Source organism: Pseudomonas sp. PICF141, assembly GCF_002286815.1.
GTDB lineage: Bacteria > Pseudomonadota > Gammaproteobacteria > Pseudomonadales > Pseudomonadaceae > Aquipseudomonas.
The window spans coordinates 59,657-75,142 of sequence record NZ_MUNM01000084.1 but is presented as its reverse complement, the minus strand read 5'-3'; the positions used below and the strand labels follow the sequence as shown (position 1 = coordinate 75,142).

13 protein-coding genes are annotated in these 15,486 nt (G+C 59.0%); 2 read left to right on the top strand and 11 right to left on the bottom strand.

Translation table 11 applies throughout. The features are described from left to right. Positions 1–4 precede the first annotated feature (4 nt). From BZL43_RS25175 to BZL43_RS25165, 3 genes are read right to left on the bottom strand one after another with little or no spacing between them, the layout of a single operon-like run. A complete protein-coding gene (locus BZL43_RS25175; RefSeq protein ID WP_095634780.1) occupies positions 5–1,435 on the bottom strand; it encodes an N-acetylmuramoyl-L-alanine amidase in 1,431 nt (476 codons plus the stop codon). Further along, positions 1,436–1,906 carry a tRNA (adenosine(37)-N6)-threonylcarbamoyltransferase complex ATPase subunit type 1 TsaE gene (gene tsaE / locus BZL43_RS25170; protein ID WP_095634779.1) on the bottom strand — a complete coding sequence of 157 codons (471 nt, stop codon included), beginning with the start codon at positions 1,904–1,906 and terminating at the stop codon, positions 1,436–1,438. It lies immediately after the preceding gene. Beyond that, the gene (locus BZL43_RS25165) at positions 1,894–3,393 is read right to left on the bottom strand and encodes an NAD(P)H-hydrate dehydratase (RefSeq protein ID WP_095634778.1); all 1,500 of its coding nucleotides are present in this window, start codon (positions 3,391–3,393) and stop codon (positions 1,894–1,896) included. The genes tsaE and BZL43_RS25165 overlap by 13 nt, the downstream gene beginning before the upstream one ends. A gap of 63 nt (positions 3,394–3,456) precedes the next feature. Here BZL43_RS25165 and queG point away from each other — a divergent pair, with 63 nt between their 5' ends. Further along, positions 3,457–4,521, top strand: a complete 1,065-nt coding sequence (gene queG / locus BZL43_RS25160; RefSeq protein WP_095634777.1) for a tRNA epoxyqueuosine(34) reductase QueG — start codon at positions 3,457–3,459, stop codon at positions 4,519–4,521. Between the two features lie 99 nt (positions 4,522–4,620). Here queG and BZL43_RS25155 read toward each other — a convergent pair whose 3' ends face one another. After that, positions 4,621–5,232: a trimeric intracellular cation channel family protein gene (locus tag BZL43_RS25155; RefSeq protein ID WP_030128339.1), complete on the bottom strand. Its 612-nt coding sequence runs from the start codon at positions 5,230–5,232 to the stop codon at positions 4,621–4,623. A gap of 235 nt (positions 5,233–5,467) precedes the next feature. Then, positions 5,468–6,010, bottom strand: a complete 543-nt coding sequence (gene orn / locus BZL43_RS25150) for an oligoribonuclease (protein ID WP_095634776.1) — start codon at positions 6,008–6,010, stop codon at positions 5,468–5,470. A 107-nt stretch (positions 6,011–6,117) separates the two neighbouring features. Here orn and rsgA point away from each other — a divergent pair, with 107 nt between their 5' ends. Beyond that, positions 6,118–7,149, top strand: a complete 1,032-nt coding sequence (gene rsgA, locus BZL43_RS25145; RefSeq protein WP_007902636.1) for a small ribosomal subunit biogenesis GTPase RsgA — start codon at positions 6,118–6,120, stop codon at positions 7,147–7,149. 89 nt (positions 7,150–7,238) lie between these two features. Here rsgA and BZL43_RS25140 read toward each other — a convergent pair whose 3' ends face one another. The 6 genes from BZL43_RS25140 to motB form a co-directional block, all read right to left on the bottom strand. After that, positions 7,239–7,508 (bottom strand): hypothetical protein, encoded by a 270-nt coding sequence (locus tag BZL43_RS25140; protein WP_095634775.1) that lies wholly within the window; start codon positions 7,506–7,508, stop codon positions 7,239–7,241. Positions 7,509–7,855: 347 nt separating this feature from the next. Then, a complete protein-coding gene (locus tag BZL43_RS25135; protein ID WP_095634774.1) occupies positions 7,856–8,839 on the bottom strand; it encodes a hypothetical protein in 984 nt (327 codons plus the stop codon). Next, a complete protein-coding gene (locus BZL43_RS25130; RefSeq protein ID WP_095634773.1) occupies positions 8,830–11,523 on the bottom strand; it encodes a toxin VasX in 2,694 nt (897 codons plus the stop codon). The genes BZL43_RS25135 and BZL43_RS25130 overlap by 10 nt, the downstream gene beginning before the upstream one ends. Continuing rightward, the gene (locus BZL43_RS25125) at positions 11,520–12,086 is read right to left on the bottom strand and encodes a DUF4123 domain-containing protein (RefSeq protein WP_095634772.1); all 567 of its coding nucleotides are present in this window, start codon (positions 12,084–12,086) and stop codon (positions 11,520–11,522) included. Before BZL43_RS25125 ends, BZL43_RS25130 begins: the two co-directional genes overlap by 4 nt. Next, entirely contained in the window at positions 12,083–14,176 is a 2,094-nt protein-coding gene (gene tssI / locus BZL43_RS25120; protein ID WP_095634771.1) for a type VI secretion system tip protein VgrG, read from the bottom strand. Before tssI ends, BZL43_RS25125 begins: the two co-directional genes overlap by 4 nt. A 273-nt stretch (positions 14,177–14,449) precedes the next feature. Beyond that, positions 14,450–15,484 carry a flagellar motor protein MotB gene (motB, locus tag BZL43_RS25115; RefSeq protein WP_095634770.1) on the bottom strand — a complete coding sequence of 345 codons (1,035 nt, stop codon included), beginning with the start codon at positions 15,482–15,484 and terminating at the stop codon, positions 14,450–14,452. Positions 15,485–15,486: the final 2 nt, after the last annotated feature.

Below are 15,486 nucleotides of genomic sequence, written 5' to 3'. Positions count from 1 at the left end.
TGGTTCATTCTTTGGCCGCCAGTTCAGTGCCGGGAATGGTCAATGTCTGACCAATTTTCAGCTCATCGCTCTTGAGGTTGTTGGCGTTACGCAAGGTAGCCGGAGACACCTGATAACGCACGGCGATCATCGCCAGGGTTTCGCCAGGATTCACGCGATGGTCACGGGGGCCCTGGGCGATTTTGCCGGAATCGCGCAGCCAGGCAATGTAGGTGCCCGGCGGTGGATTCTGCTGGAAGAACTGCCGCACGCCGCTGCTGATAGAACGCGCCAGCGCTTGCTGATGGTTCGCGGCAGTAAGCTTGGACGCTTCGTTGGCATTGGAGATGAACCCGGTTTCCACCAGGATCGACGGGATGTCCGGCGACTTCAGCACCATGAACCCGGCTTGCTCCACGCGCTGTTTGTGCAGCGGCGTGACGCGACCAATGTTGCTCAATACTTTCTGGCCAACGTTCAGGCTGGATGTCAGGGAAGCGGTCATCGACAAGTCGAGCAGCACGCCGGCCAGCATGCGGTCCTTGTCATCGAGGCTGACGTTGCCGGCACCTCCGATCAAGTCGGAACGGTTTTCGCTGTCGGCCAGCCAACGGGCGGTTTCCGACGTCGCGCCACGGTCAGACAAGGCGAACACCGAGGCACCGAATGCGGCGGTCGAAGGTGCGGCGTCAGCGTGGATTGAAACGAATAGATCGGCGCCTTTCTTACGGGCGATTTCGGTACGGCCGCGCAACGGAATGAAGTAGTCGCCGGTGCGAGTCAATTCGGCGCGGAAGCCTTTCATGCCATTGACCTGACGCTGCAGTTCACGGGCGATGGCCAGCACCACATCTTTTTCACGCTGACCGCGAGAGCCCGAGGCACCCGGGTCCTCACCACCGTGGCCGGCATCGATCACCACAATGATGTCGCGCTTGCCAGCCGGGGCGGGCGGCAATTTGATCGAAGGTTCGGCGGGTGCGACAGGGACCGCAGGCACCGTGGCCACAGTCGGCGCTGGCGCAGGCGGTGGCGCGGCATCGGCCGCGTTGTCGAACAGATCGACAACCAGGCGATTGCCATATTGGGCGTTCGGCGCCAGGGTAAAACTTTTTGGCGTGACGGCTTTTTTCAGGTCGATGACCACCCGCAGGTCGGTCGGCGTACGTTGAGCCGAGCGCATTGCGGTGATCGGAGTGTTCGAGGTATTGACGTTCAGCGGCGCCCCCAGGGATGCGCCATTGATGTCGATCACCAGACGATCCGGTGCGGTCAGGGTAAAGACGCTGTGCTGGACAGGCCCTGTCAGGTCAAACACCAGTCGCGTGTTGTCCGGCGCCCGCCACAGGCGAACACTGTTGACCTTCGTCTCGGCCACAGCGTCGACGGTCACCGCCAGAAACAACAATCCTACGGCAGCAACCAACGCGCGAAAGCGCATACCTAACCCCATCATCTAATTGGATTCCAATGCCAAAGCGGCACACCACAACTCGCCACGCGAGCCCTGTGGCGAAATTTTCAGCGAACGCCCGCTGTCTTGCGGGCTAATGGTAATGGTCAGGTCGGGCTTTGGCAAAAAGCCTGCACCCTTCTGGGGCCATTCGATCAGGCACAGCGCGTCGTCTTCGAAATAATCGCGGATACCAAGGAACTCCAGCTCCTCCGGATCGACCAGTCGATACAGGTCGAAATGGAAGGCACGGATCTCTCCTATCTCATAAGGCTCGACCAAGGTGAACGTCGGACTTTTTACCGCGCCTGTATGTCCCAGGCCACGGATGATGCCCCGGGACAGCGTGGTTTTCCCCGTCCCCAAATCCCCTTCGAGAAAAATCAGACCGTGCCCTCCAGTGGTTTGTGCGATGCGCGCACCCAATGCGGTCATCGCCTCTTCATCAGCCAGGTACAGGGTTACTTCAGACACGGTGCTTGCTCCTCCAACAACTGACGAATGGCTGGAATCAGATCACTGGCCGCCAGCCCACGGCCGAATTTACCTTGTTGCTCACCGGCATTGGCGTGCAGCCAGACCGCCAGGCAGGCTGCGTCATACGCCTCCATACCCTGAGCGAGCAAAGCGCCGACCAGCCCGGCCAGCACATCGCCCAAACCGGCGGACGCCATGGCTGGATGGCCCTGATGACACAGCGCCAGACGCCCATCGGGGCTGGCGATCAAACTGCCGGCGCCCTTGAGGACCACCACCGCTGTATATTTTTTGCTCAACGCATGGGCCGCGGCCGGACGATCGGCTTGAACTTCGGCCGTCGACAGACCCAGCAATCGCGCCGCCTCGCCAGGGTGCGGCGTGATAACACAATGGGCGGGCACATTCACGCCCCCTTCGGCCAACAGGTTCAACGCGTCGGCGTCCCAGACTTGCGGCAGCGGCGCATTGGCCGCGGCCGACAATAGACTGCGCCCCCAGGCGGCCTGCCCCAGCCCCGGGCCGACGACCAGCACCGTGACCTTCTCAAGCAGCCCCATCAATTGATTGGCCGACGAAATGCCAAGCACCATCGCTTCAGGCACTCGCGCCAATGCAGCGGGAACATACTCACTGCGAGTGGCCAGCGACACCATGCCGGCGCCGCTGCGCAGGGCGCTTTGAGCGCTGAGCAGGATGGCCCCGCCAAAACCGCGATCACCGCCGATCAGTAATACGTGGCCAAATTTGCCTTTGTGGGATGTTGGAGCACGAGGGGGCAGACGCGGCACATTATCGGCCGTCAGGCGACGGGCACTGACCGGGGCCCCGATAAACGTCTCAGGGGCAGCTTGCAGATCATTGAAGACCAAATCGCCCACCACATCCGCAGCGTCACCGGTGAACAGGCCCAGCTTCAAGCCGATGAACGTCACCGTAAGGTCCGCTCGAACCGCAACGCCGAGCTGGCGCCCCGTATCGGCACACAGCCCAGAGGGGATATCCACCGCTGCGACCGGCAGCCCACTGGCGTTGATCGCACCAATGACACTGGCGTATGGCTCGCGCACTTCACCGGTCAGGCCGGTGCCGAGCAAGGCATCCAGCACAAGACCACGCAATTCTGAATGCGCGTTCCAGTCTTGAATCGCGACGCCTTCGGCAACGGCCTCGGCATGGGCCGACGCGGCATCGCCCTGCAAACGCGCGGGATCCCCGGCGGCCAGCACGCGCACGTGCCAACCGGCACGTCGAGCCAGCACGGCCACCAGATAACCGTCGCCGGCATTGTTGCCGTGGCCGGCCACCACGCTCAATTCATGCGCGGTCGGCCAATGACGGACCAGCGCGCGCCAGGTCGCTCGCGCTGCACGCTGCATCAATTCGAAGCCCGGTGTACCGGCCGCAATCAGGCTCGCATCGAGCCCTCGGACTTGCGCGGCGCTATACAGCGCGTCGGGTAATTCATCTTTAGTGTGCGGCATGCGTCTTCAGGCTCCGATGTCTGGCAGAATTATACGCACCTCAGCTCCGGTTTCTCTCGTCTCATGCCCGCTATTACCACAGACCTGCCCGCCCTCGCCCAATCCATCAAGGACTGGGGCCGCGAGCTGGGCTTTCAGCAAGTCGGCATCAGCGGCCTCGACCTGGCCGAGCATGAGCAGCACCTGGAGCGCTGGCTCGCGGCCGGCTACCACGGCGAAATGGAATATATGGGCGCCCACGGCAGCAAACGTTCGCACCCCGAAGAACTGGTGCCGGGCACCTTGCGAGTCGTTTCCCTGCGCATGGACTACCTGCCGGGCGACACCGAAATGGCCAAACGCCTGGCCCAACCGGAAAAAGCCTACGTCTCGCGTTATGCATTGGGTCGCGATTACCACAAATTGATCCGCAAACGCGTGCAACAACTGGCGGAAAAAATTCAGGCGGTGATCGGCCCGTTTGGCTACCGCGCCTTTGTCGACAGCGCCCCGGTGCTGGAAAAAGCCATCGCCGAGCAGGCTGGCCTGGGCTGGATCGGCAAAAACACGCTGGTCTTGAATCGCAAGGCCGGCAGTTACTTCTTCCTCAGCGAACTGTTCGTCGACCTGCCGCTGCCGGTCGACCCGCCTCACGCCACCGAACACTGCGGCCGCTGCACCGCCTGCCTGGACATTTGCCCGACCAACGCCTTCGTCGGCCCCTATGTGCTGGATGCCCGACGCTGCATTTCATACCTGACCATCGAACTGAAGAGTGCGATCCCTGAAGATTTGCGGCCGCTGATCGGCAATCGGGTATTTGGTTGCGATGACTGTCAGATCGTCTGCCCGTGGAACCGCTTTGCCCGACCTTCCGGCGAAAGCGATTTCAAACCCCGGCACAATCTGGACAACGCCGAACTGGCCGAACTGTTCATGTGGGACGAAGCAAAATTTCTCAGCAGCACCGAAGGTTCACCGCTCAGGCGCGCGGGTTATGAGCGCTGGTTGCGCAACCTGGCGGTCGGGTTGGGTAATGCGCCGTCGAGCATTCCGGTGCTGGAAGCACTGAAGGCACGGCGGGATTATCCGTCGGAGTTGGTGCGCGAGCATGTCGAATGGGCCCTGAAACAACATGGACTCCTGTAGCAGCTGCCGCAGGTTGCGTTCGGCTGCGCAGCAGTCGTCATTCCGCACGCGAGTCCTGCGGCCTCGAACGCAGCCTTTGGCAGCTGCTACAGAGACGTGTCAGGCCTCGTCGTTATAAACAAACTTGGGCATTTCCCAGTGAAAACGGATCGCCAGCAAGCGCAGCAGGAAGCCGCCGAACAGGGTAATCAAAATCGCCTGTTCACCGGGTAATTGCAGGTAGATACAAAGCAGATAGCACCATGCGGCGGCAAACGAGACGCTGGCGTAGAGTTCGCGGCGGAAGATCAGCGGGATGTCGTTGCAGAAGATGTCCCGCAGGATGCCGCCAAATACGCCGGTGATCACGCCGCTGACCGAGGCCACCAGCATGCCGTGGCCCATTTCCAGGGCCGTCATGCAGCCGATCAGGGTGAACGCCACCAGCCCCACTGCGTCGAGCACCAGAAACAGCGAACGCAGATGACGCATCCAGCGGGCGATGAAGATCGTCAGCATCGCCGCGACGGAGGTCAACACCAGGTATTCCGGGTGTTTGACCCAAGTAAGCGGGTAATGGCCAAGCAGCACGTCGCGTACCGAACCGCCGCCCAGTGCCGTGACACATGCAATCAGCACCACGCCAAACCAGTCCATGCCGCGACGGCCCGCAGACAGGGCGCCCGTCATGGCTTCGGCAGTGATGGCGATCAGATAGAGCATCAGCAACATGGTGGCGGTCCTGGCAGAAAGGCGCGCAGTCTACTCACTTCACCGAAGCACCAAAAGAGGGCGCCGAAGTATTCACACAGACCTGTGGCGAGGGGGCTTGCTCCCGTTCGGCTGCGCAGCAGTCGTGAAAACCGCAAGCGCGGTGTGCCTGAAGAAACGGGATTGCAGGCAGAGGGGGTCGCTGCGCGACCCAACGGGGGCAAGCCCCTCGCCACAATGGCCCGCGACCACCCAATCAGAACTTGATGAAGTTCTTGCGGTAGTGCTGCAGCTCGGCGATCGATTCGCGGATGTCGTCCAGGGCCAGGTGGGTGCTGCCCTTTTTGAAGCTGTCGCGTACGTCCGGTGCCCAGCGCGCGGCCAGCTCTTTGAGGGTCGACACGTCGAGGTTGCGGTAATGGAAATAGCTTTCCAGCGACTTCATGTGGTTATAAAGGAAGCGACGGTCCTGGCAGATGCTGTTGCCACAGATCGGCGACTTGCCCCTCGGCACCCATTTTTCCAGGAAGGCGATGGTCTGGGCCTCAGCCTCGGCCATGCTGATACGGCTCTCGCGAACCCGCTGGGTCAGCCCCGAGCCGCCGTGCTGGCGGGTATTCCACTCGTCCATGCCGGCGAGGATTTCGTCGCTGTGATGGATGGCGATCACCGGGCCTTCGGCCAGGGTGTTCAAATCGCTGTCGGTAACGATAGTGGCCATCTCGATGATGACGTCGGTATCAGGGTTCAGACCGGTCATTTCCAGGTCGATCCAGATCAGGTTCAGCGGGTTTTGCATGAGTCGGCTCCTCGGCGTAGGTGCGCAGTTTAGCCTAGGGAGGCCACCGGGCGTGCTAAACTCGCGGCCGTTTTACCTAATCGCTGCATTCTCGATACGGAACACCCATGGCCAAACGCCAACTCAATCGTCGTCAAAACTGGCGCATCGAAAAGATTCAGGGCGAGCGCGCTGCCCGCGCCGCCAAACGCGAGTCCTCGGCTGTCGAGGCACTCGAAGGCGGCGACCTGGGCCCGGAACAGACGGGCCTGGTGATCGCGCACTTCGGTGTGCAGGTCGAAGTCGAGGCCCTCGATGGCGAATTGGCTGGCCAGGTGTTCCGCTGCCATTTGCGCGCCAACCTGCCAGCGCTGGTGACCGGCGATCAGGTTGTCTGGCGTGCCGGCAACCAGGGCATCGGCGTGATCGTGGCGCAACTGCCGCGTAAAACCGAACTCTGCCGTCCCGACAGCCGTGGCCAGCTCAAGCCGGTGGCGGCCAACGTCGACCTAATCGTGATCGTCTTCGCGCCGCTGCCCGAGCCTCACGCCAACCTGATCGACCGCTACCTGGTCGCCGCGGAACACGCCGGGATTCGGCCGTTGCTGCTGCTGAACAAGTTCGACCTGATCGACGAACAGAACGCCCCGGCGCTGAATGCCTTGCTGGCGGTTTACCGCACGCTGGGTTACCCGGTGCTGGAAGTGTCGGCCCACCACGGCAATGGCATGGAGCAGCTGCAGAAGCAACTGGACGGGCACATCAGCGTATTCGTCGGCCAGTCCGGTGTCGGCAAGTCGTCGCTGGTCAACAGCCTGCTGCCGGAAGTCGACACCCGTGTCGGCCCGCTGTCCGAGCTGTCGGGCCAAGGCACCCACACCACCACCACCGCGCGACTGTTCCACTTCCCCGGTGGCGGTGAGTTGATCGACTCCCCGGGTATCCGCGAATTCGGCCTGGGTCACGTCAGCCGTGCCGACGTCGAAGCCGGCTTCATCGAGTTCAACGACCTGATCGGCACCTGCCGCTTCCGCGACTGCAAGCACGACCGCGAGCCGGGTTGCGCCTTGCTCAAGGCTCTTGAAGAAGGCCGCGTGCAGCAGCAGCGGATGAACAGTTATCGGTCGATCATCGCCAGTTTGCCTGAAAGCAGCTATTAAGTAGCCTGGATCATTTTCGTGATGCCACGAAAATGATCAGTAGTTTCCCGCAGACACAAAAAAGCCGCGAATATCGCGGCTTTCTGATTTCAGCGTACGGTTTTTTCCAGCTTCCAGCCCAGCGCATCCAAGGCGTCGCAGCCATCCTGAATCAATATGTGTGCAGCATTGGCGAAATGCTCCAAGTCGTGACCTTCGGCGTTTTTGATGCACAGGCAGGTGACGCTATTGAGCAGATTGCGGGCCGCTTTGATTCGGTGAGTGGCGATTTCGAGGAGATCCGAAACTTTGGCTTCGGTGTCGATGTATAGCGTCGGGCCGACGCTGAAGTTGCCTTGCAGAGGGTGGTACTGGGTCATGTTTCTATCTCATCTGATAAGTGAAACTCCCACCCCTTTCGCGGCTAAACGAATTGGGTGGTAGCTGTACGCGGGTTAGCCGACCGGACAGATGAACCCGGCACACCCGAAGGCGTCCCACGCACAGCCACCATAGACATGCAGATGCCAGGCAGCAAAAAGCGCCGCGATTATACAGGCGCTTGTGCATCATCTGTTACGACCGGCTAAAGTCGATCACCGATTCGTCGGTGACGGACGAACTATAGGCGAGGTTCCGGCGAAGTAAAACCCGGTTTATGGGACTCGGAGCCGTCCTACACCATTCTCCGAAGAGTCCTCATTCCTTGATTTTTATCGCCGGTGGCTCAGTCGCATTGTGGGTATTGATCAACTCGCTTCGATACGCCAACACCTTGCTCGTGCTCCAGATCAACAAGGCGTGTGATGGGGCCATTGGCCTTCAGTCGTTCAGTGACAACTTTCGGCCACAGGTTGCGAGAGCGGCGTTTGGCAAGACTGTAGGTGAGTTCTTGAATTCGGTCCTGCGGGTAAAGCAGTGGTTCGAGTATCAGTTTTGCAACATCGCTGGCGCCTAAGTAGTTTTTCCCACCCGCATCCTTCTTCGCCTGTTTTAACTGCGCCAGTGTCTGCTTGAAGCTGTCGCTCATTTTGGGTCGCACGGATAGCTGGCTTTTTACGAATGCATCCGACTCACTGTGATTACCGTTCTCGTCGAAATAAGGGCCATTATTCATGTAAGAACGGATGTATTCCCAAAAGCCTTTTTGCATCGACAATGATTTACCAAAGGGGGCACCTAGACTCACCATCACAGCCGTTTCCGGCTCTTCAAATTTCCACATGCGAATTTCCAGTGAAGCGTTTTGCATGCCACCGATTTGGGTGCCCACGAGCTGAAACTCATTGGCCACGGCTGAAATACCCTCCCATGGAGCATGGTAAAGATCGCCATCATGATCGAAATACACTTCACTGGTGCGGCGGTTAAACAAAATGGGCAGAGGTAAAGGACGAAGGGTTTCCCATAAAAATGGCGCTAGGAACAAGGGAGCGCAGATAGCAAGCATGATAAACAGCCCTTCAGGCTCACTACTTTGCATAAAACTGAGTAGCCCAAGCCCCATCCCCCCAACCCCGCCCATACCGCCCAACACTCCCGTTAGCATTCCTCGATCAGAGTCGCCATTTGCTTGCAACGATAAGTAATGTTCAGTGTGCTCATCGGTAATAAACAGCTCTATAGGCAACTCACCCGTGGGCTTATTCGCTTCAAGAATTACGGTGGGTGCAGCGCTGTAGCGTGGTGTTGCTGGCATATTCATATCCATGCTCGTTCCATGATTTTTACCGCTGGCAGCGTCAGTCCTTCTTGTGGGGAATAGATCAACTCGCCCTCGATACGTCGCAAGTCCCGCACACCATCCTCATGGTAGACACGGCGGTAAGGGGTAACCCCAGCGGGTACTGGAATGCGGGTGCCGCTATGTCGGGCAAAGTCTTTGCCCGTCCATTCGACCTTTTTGATTTGGTCGGTGTGATAGCCGAGTGTATCGCCCCAAATTTCGATGCCCTTGAAGTGAATCATTACATCGGTCAGTGGCACATTTTCTCCCGGCAGGTTCAGCAGCAGATACGTGGAAGTGACTTGGCCTTGATAAGGGTTTATCTCTGACAGTCGGAAGGCATCAAAACTGATGGGGAACAGAACGGGGTAAAGCTTATCCATGGACAGCGTATAGCTGTGAGACCAAGTCTCGTCCGAACGGATACCAAAATGGCTGTATTTCACCCACTTTTCCAGCGGCGAGTCAGCCGTGTAAAGACGGGCGATGACTCCGCCCACAATCACAAAAGCGAGGCCCAGTAGTTTCGCCCCCAGATGCGGCACAACGTTAAGCCCCCTTGCAATTGTCGCCGCATCCCCGGCAATCACAGCAGCCCGCGCGACTCGCAGCGCCCGGAAAGCCTGGACTTGAATCTTGATACTCGCCAGCGAAGCGCCAGCCACAGACAAGTTCGCGACCATGGTGTCGAAGTCGCCCGCTCGATACGCCTCAAAGGCGTCCAGCCCATAGAGCACGACGTCGAATGCCAGGAAGACTCCTTGTGCTAAAGCAGTAGTGGCGGCGCGCCCCAACGCCTTGACCAAAAGTAGCCGTGATGACATTGAGGTGCTACCGCTTTGGCGGACGGCTGACGCCCAATCGACCTCGGCCATTCGCTGAACGACTGCAGCAGCTGCGGCGCCAATTCCAACCGCAGCGCCCACGCCGCTAAAACCATTTTTTACCGTTTTGTTATCAACAAACACATTACCGGACGAAACAAAATTCGCCCCCGCCACCAGCGTCACAATCGACTTGATCGGCGCTTTACTCAGCGCGCCTTTCAAATCAAACACACTGCTCAATTCAACACTCGACGCCAGATTCACCGGCAACGGTGGCAGCTTGGTGCTGGCTGGGACCAAATGCATGAACGGGATACCGTCAGCCACCCCGCTGGTCAGCGGTGTAACACTCAAATGCGCAGGCATTGACTGGCGAGTCCCCATCAAATCGCTGTACCACTCGCCCACCTGACGCGGCGTGACGCCCGATGTCTGGATGCGCTGGTCGCTGCGGGCCAGCGCTGCCGCCATGTACAAACGCCCCGCCGCACCAGTGCCCTTTTCACCCTGATGCAATTGCAACCCAGCCACCGGGGCAAGAGACAGAAATAGGGCCTCAACGCTTGAGGCCGGCTTGTGTTGCTTCAGTTTGTCGGCGGTCTTGTTCAGCGCATCGGTATAACCAAAGACCCTGGCAAGTTTGCTGGCGCCTTCTTGAACAGCAGCCTGGTTATCTCGGGCCACATCGCTGAAGTCCACAAGGTATTTGATTTCGCTAACACTCAGCCGTGACGGCAACCCGAGCAATGCCCAAAGCAACCATGGCTTGCCGGCCTTGTTACCTTCAAGACTGAGGGTAATGGCCTCGGCCCCGACGCTGGTGCTGGCCGGTCCCAGGCAAGCCGCCGCGAAATGCAATTCCAGTGCCTCACGGGTAATCGGTTGGGTAATGTCGAAATGACCACAAGCCGTGTCCATGCTCGACGGACCGGTCATTTGCAGGGTGTTGAACCACGCTACCCAGAGCTGGGCCAGATGCCGCATGTCAGCGGTATATCGCTCATTCTGGATCTCTTGATCTTTCCATGTCCGCTGGAGTTCGTCATAGCGGGTAATGGACGGCAGTTGTGCGCTCAGTTGCCGGTCGCCTTCACTCAGTGACTTGATGACACTGGCTATCGCCCACTCTTCAGCGTGATGTTCCTGGTAACTGTCGAACGCTTCTTTACGCACACACAGCAGCGCGGCAAGGTCGAGTAGCACGCCCCATGCATCATCAATGACGGCGTAAGTCTGCTGTTCGCAAGCCCTCATCTGCTTGAGAGCTTTCAGCCAGTTGGGTGCGTGTTCCGTTCCAGGTTCCGTGCTCCAGCCGTAGCTCGCCGCATCGTTGTATTCGCCAATCTGCTTGGTGACGGTGTCGACCTTGCCACTGAACGGTGCGACACCTGGCACAAAACTGCGCATGATGCGCTGGCGTACGGCGGGGTCTGTTTTGGCGGCCCGATACTGCGCCTCACTCCAGCGAACGGGCGACCAGACCAATCCGGCAGGGTCGCCAGCTCTTAACACCAGATGGGGTTTGACCCGGGTGTCGATCACCCTGCCCGCACGCGGGGTCTGGGTGAGCTGAGCTTTATCGACCTGATACTCCACCAATTTGGGTGGGCTGCTCTCCCAGACGTAGAGCCAACCGTCGCGCAACAAACGCGAGGTGTAATTGAGCGCATGTCCGGTCAAGTCAGGATGACGAGGTCCCAATTCGGGAAACGAGCCGCTCAATGCCGGCAAGTCGTAGGCATCGGTATCGACAGCGGCGGTTGGGCCGAGGGCGTATCGCAGGGGTAAAACGGCAGCGAACAGCGGACATGTTCCAACACGGATTCTATTCTGGACACTCATGCTTCTTTCTCCGGGTTGGCTGGGAGGCTCAGTGCCTGCAGAAGCGGCTCAGGCAGGGTGATTTGCGCGGCCAGACCTTTATGGGCCGGTGCTGAATCATATTCAGGCGCTTCGTTCTCCCAAGCGCACACTGGCGCGTTGCCATGGCGTAGCCAGACGCTTTCCACACCAAACCAAAAGCCTGTTGGCCATTGCACGCCGGCCAACCAGGCGCGTCGCAGAACCGAGCCATCCGCCAGGCGCAGCCACAGCTCTCGCTGCTGTTCATCAAAAATGCGCAACCGACGTTGCAGGATAGGTAGCCATTGTTGGGCGCTCCGTGGAGAAGCCAGCCAAACACCCTGTTGCAAGTCAGAGCCGCCCCACCACGCGGCATACGATGCGCTACCAAGCGAGGCGTTCAGCAGAAAAGGCCCCGCGGCGCTGATCGGCTCATAAGCGGTCCCCTTGAATAGCGGCTGAGGAGAATCTGCGCCGTAGTACTCGTTAAGCCAATCGATAGCGCCTTCGTACTGGGCGCCATCAAGCAGGAGCAGTCCTTTGTTCGGGATGACCGGGGTCATGCTTCACCCCTCTCTGCTTCCTGGGATTCCTGGGCGACGTTGCATACCGGGCAAACACCGGAATCGGCTTCGCGAAAGACGAGGTTCTGTTTGAGTAGGGCTTCCATGGGAAGGGTATCGATAACCTCAGTTTCGGCGATTTGGGGAGCTGCTGACAGCGCCGCCTGCCCGGGTAGGCCAGTTAGCGGTGAACCACCCACGACCATGGCCACACTGCTGAATATCCCGCTCGAGTTAATGACGATGAAGTGACCACCACATTCCCACGTCAGGCTCTGGTCAGCCTTGATAACCACATTGGCCGCAGTGACATGGGCGTGAGGCCCGGCCTGAATCACCAGCGTGCCATCCGCTGTTGTGCTGCTGTTGCCGGTGATAGAGATCACCTCGTTGCCGCCGATCAACGTGTTGCGCGCGCCTTCGGTGGTGTGCAATTCGTCGCCCTTGATCAGGCTAGCGCTGTTGTTGTCCACCTGTTCAAAGCGGTCGTTACCGATCAGGCTGTGGCTATCACGGATAATCTGTTCGCGGCGATCGTTGCCAATTTTGGTATCGCTGTCGTTGAGGATCAGCTGTTCCAGGTCGCGTTCGGCGCGCAGGTAGATTTGTTCCTGCCCGGCGCGATCTTCAATCGACAGTTCGTTGTAACCGCCCGTGTTGGGGGAGCTGTGGCTGCGTAATACGGTTTTGGTCTTGTTTTCGGGCAAGGGGTAGGGCACCGCATTGACCTTGTTCGGCACGCACCCGGTAATGAGCGGGTTATCGGGATTGCCGTCCAGAAAGGTGACCATGACTTCCATGCCGATACGCGGAATGGTCACAGCTCCAAAGTTTTTACCTGCCCAGTGGGTAGATACCCGCAGCCAGCAACTGCTTTTTTCGCTGTTGAGTTCGGCCCGGTCCCAAGGGAACTCGACTTTGACGCGACCATGCTCATCGCAATAGATCTCCTCGCCGGCGGGCCCGGTGACGCGGGCGGTCTGGCTGACCAGCGTCGGTCTTGGCGCAGGTAGCGGCGGCCGGTAAAACACATCCCATGGAATGACGCTGAAGCGGTTGCGATAGCCTTGGGTGAAGCCGTCCTCGGGGTTAGTGTCGCTGGTGATCACCTCTTCCAGTGACTGGGGTTGCTTTCCGGCATGCGACACACTGAGCAGCAGCCACAAATCGTTGCAAGTTTTATCCGGGTGTTCCGTCAGGTCGACGAAGTGACCGCTGCGCAGGCTTGGCTGATCGCTTTTACCTTCGACCAATTGGTAATCGGTACGGTGCCGTTCCAGCGCCTGCCGGGCCAGCTGTTTGCCACGCTTTTCGTTTTCGATAAAGACCGGATAGCGGTAGTCTTCAAGCTCAGGGTGAAACTCAGCGGTGAAGCGGCTTTCCAGCAATAGACTAGGGCGTTGGAAGTCATAGTACCGATAGGTAGTGGTGCTGGGGCGGGTGCTGAAACGTGTGGAGAACTGGCTGACGACCGGGTGCTCCGCCACCATGCCGGAGTCTTGCAGATAGGGGGTTGCACCCAGTTTGGGGAACCAGGTCTGATCGTCGGTGAACACCAGTACATGGCCGTCTGGTGAATGCTGATGGTGCCACGCGATGCCGTCCTCGGCGCATAGCCGCTGAATCAGTTCGAAGTCACTTTCCCCGTATTGGGTGCAGTATTCGCGCTCGGGGCTGGTGCTGACATGGAAGGTAAATGCATTAGCCTGAACGCCGTGGCCCTTGAGTACCTTAGCGATGATTTGCGGCACCGTCAGCTTCTGGAAAATCCGCTGATTGTGGCTGAACTGCAGGTAGTGCAGCGTCGGTACGAGGGTCAGGTGATAACGGGTCAGCCGTTTGCCGGTTTCCCCCCTGAACACATCTTCGATACGACCGTGAAGACCTTCCCCGTTAAGGCCGAACTGGAGAAAAGCGGGCTGACTGAGCAGGCTTTCCAGATCGAAGGCAGGGTGTTCACTGACCAGTTCGATCCGGATCGCATACAAGGCACTGATGGTTTCAGTGCCTTCAAAGGTGAGGACTTTGAAATCGTTAGGAACAGTCGGGATCAGTAACGTGAAGTGAGCAGCATTGGCGGGGGCGAACATGCGCTTATCCTTTTGCTTTTCCGTGGCTCGTCCTTAAGCCGAATGAAGATACAAATCGCGATGCCCATGCCATCCCCGGCGTGAACAAACGCAAACTGCCGAGTACGTTAGCAAGGGGAAAAAGGGATTTATGTAGGATGCATCTTGATATCCCATCCGAACCTTCCGGCGTTTCAGAAAATTACGTCTGCGACCAAAGGGGCAGCGAATACTGATGTGGATGTCAGCATGCAGGCACAAAAAAGCCGACATCACTGTCGGCTTTTTCATAGGTCACTGCTTAGGCGGCTCACCCGGTTTCGGCACCGGATCATCAAACAGATTCAACCGCTCCCGAAGCTCATGTGCCGGCAGCGGTTCCTTATCCGCCGGCAGGGCATTCGGGTCGGCTGGCGGCGTGGGCACTTCGCCCGGGCCACCTTGCCCTTGCGTCGGCGTTGATTCTGGAGCCGGTTCGGCACCTTGCGAACCTTCGATGGCACGCTGGGCTTTTTTGGTCAGCACGACGATGTCGATGCGGCGGTTGACCGGGTTGAACGGGTTTTCCCGGTCGAACAGCGCCGACGAGGCATAACCCACGACTCGCGCTACTTGAGCGTCCGGATAGCTGCCGGCGATCAATGCCCGGCGAGCCGCGTTCGCGCGATTGGCCGAGAGTTCCCAGTTGCCGAAATCGCCGGTGCCCGAGTACGGCTTGGCATCGGTGTGCCCGCTGATGCTGATCTTGTTCGGCACCGCTTTGATGGTGTCGGCCATGGCCAGCAGAATGTCTTCGAAATACGGTTTCAGACGCGCACTGCCGGAGTCGAACATCGGGCGGTTTTCGGCGTCCACGATCTGGATGCGCAAACCGTCCTGTGTGATCTCGAAGAGGATCTGATCCTTGAACTTCTGCAGTTGCGGGTTTTCTTCGACCTTGTTCTGCAACTCTTGCAGCAGCAATTCCAGGCGCTCTTTCTCGACCTGCTCGGCCATGCCTTCGACCTGTTCGGCGTCGATAGTCACCTTGTCTGGCTGAGGCTGGGATTTCACCTCGGGGTTGAGGGTATTGTCCGGCGCCAGGGTCGGCGAGCCGCCCAGATCGATGATGTATGGCGTGCCGCTTTCGCTGAAACCGACCGGGTCCTTGAAGTAACCGGCAATGGCAATCTTCTGTTCCGGCGTTGCCGTGGACAACAGCCACAACACCAGGAAGAACGCCATCATCGCCGTCGCGAAGTCCGCGAAGGCGATTTTCCAGGAGCCCCCGTGATGCCCGCCTGCGTACTTTTTGACACGCTTGATGATGATCGGCTGGTTATTTTCCATGA